At 57.2% G+C, this 612-nt stretch carries 1 protein-coding gene; it reads right to left on the bottom strand.

The window, feature by feature from the left end:
- Positions 1 to 612 (bottom strand): hypothetical protein (locus tag AC1DKD_RS41795; RefSeq protein WP_477144803.1); only part of this gene is annotated, 612 nt, incomplete at both ends.

Here is a 612-nt window from a genome sequence, read left to right as displayed (position 1 = left end):
TTCAGCGCGTAGTCGCGTGCGCGGCAATAGCGCTGTTCTTCGGGTGTCATGGCCTGCTCGACGCCGCCGGGGAGGTACTGGCGGACGCCGATGTCTTCGAGTGGCTGCGGGTCGTTCAGGACCGGGATCAGCACCGGGACGAACTTTGGAATTCTCCAGGCACGGAAGTGATAGAACGTCCATAGAAAGTACTGTTTCCCATCGCGCCATTTCGTTCCTAACTCATAGGCCATGCGTTCCATGCTGCCGGGATCATCCAGTAGTGCAAGTCCGAGAACCGCACCCTGACGCACGCCATAATATTTCGCTTCCAGGTATGGTCTGATATCGGCAACGCGTTGCTCCACAGGAACAGATATCTGGGCCATGGTCAGCAGGAGGTTTTTGTCTCGCGCATTTTCCGGAGGCCGCAGTTTTGCCTTGAGAATGGGGTAGACCTCAGGCCGCGGATCTTCGATCAAGCCATAGATGCTGTTGTATCCGCCGCCATTGCCGAAGCCCTGCGCTAGAAGCAGCGCGGATTCTTGTGTGCGGATCTGCCTCAAGCAAGCATAAGCGGCATCCTTCGTCTCACTCTCCTTGGCGGCCTCGGTGAGGTTATTGGCATAGCGT

Source organism: Cupriavidus sp. 05T313, from assembly GCF_056396665.1.
The sequence above is the reverse complement of the archived record's forward strand: the minus strand, read 5'-3'. Positions and strand labels throughout refer to the sequence as shown.